At 69.7% G+C, this 760-nt stretch carries 1 protein-coding gene; it reads right to left on the reverse strand.

Going from position 1 to position 760, the window contains the following annotated elements:
- A partial coding sequence (locus tag ACXJKJ_RS30470; protein ID WP_457395161.1) for a type II secretion system F family protein occupies positions 1 to 685 on the reverse strand: 685 nt, incomplete at its 3' end.
- Positions 686 to 760 lie beyond the last annotated feature (75 nt).

A 760-nucleotide genomic window follows, 5' to 3' on the forward strand; every position in this document is an offset into this window, starting at 1 on the left:
TCGCCAGCCAGCCCTCGCGCACCACCAGGCCGGCGGCCAGTACCCACTGGGTGAACCACGGCAGGGCCACGTCGAGGCTTTCGTACATGAGCGCGAACTGCGGCACCACGTAGCCCAGCAGGAACAGCAGCGCGCCGCCGACCACGGCCAGCAGGATGGCCGGGTAGATCAGCGCATTGATCACGCGGCCCTTCAACTCGGCGCTGCGCTCAAGATAATCGGCCAGCCGCTGCAGGGTGTCGTGCAGGCTGCCACCGGCCTCACCGGCGCGAACCATGTTGACGTACAGCCGCGAGAACAGGCCATGCTGGCGTTCCAGTGCCGTCGACAGCGAAGCACCGCCGCGCACCACGTCGCGGATCTCGGTGATCACCCGGCGGCTGCGCTCGTCYTCGGGCAGTTCCAGCAGGATGGTCAGCGCGCGGTCCAGCGGCTGGCCGGCGCCCAGCAGGGTGGCCAGCTGCTGGGTGAACTGGACCAGCGCGGCACCGTCGAACGGCTTGCGCCGCAACAAGGCCGCCCACGAGGAGGCGGTAGCCACCCCCTCGCTGGCCAGCCGCGCTTCCATCGGCAGGTGACCCTGGTCCTGCAGACGCAGCGCGACCTCGGCTTCGCTGGCCGCGTCCATCTGGCCATCGAACACCTCGCCATGGGCGTTGAGCGCCTTGTAGCGGTACTGCGCCATGCTCAGCCGCCCGCCCGCCGCCGCGTCCGTGTACGCATCAGGATTCCTCCGTCACGCGCAGCACTTCCTCGAGGG

The organism is Roseateles sp. P5_E1 (assembly GCF_054049335.1).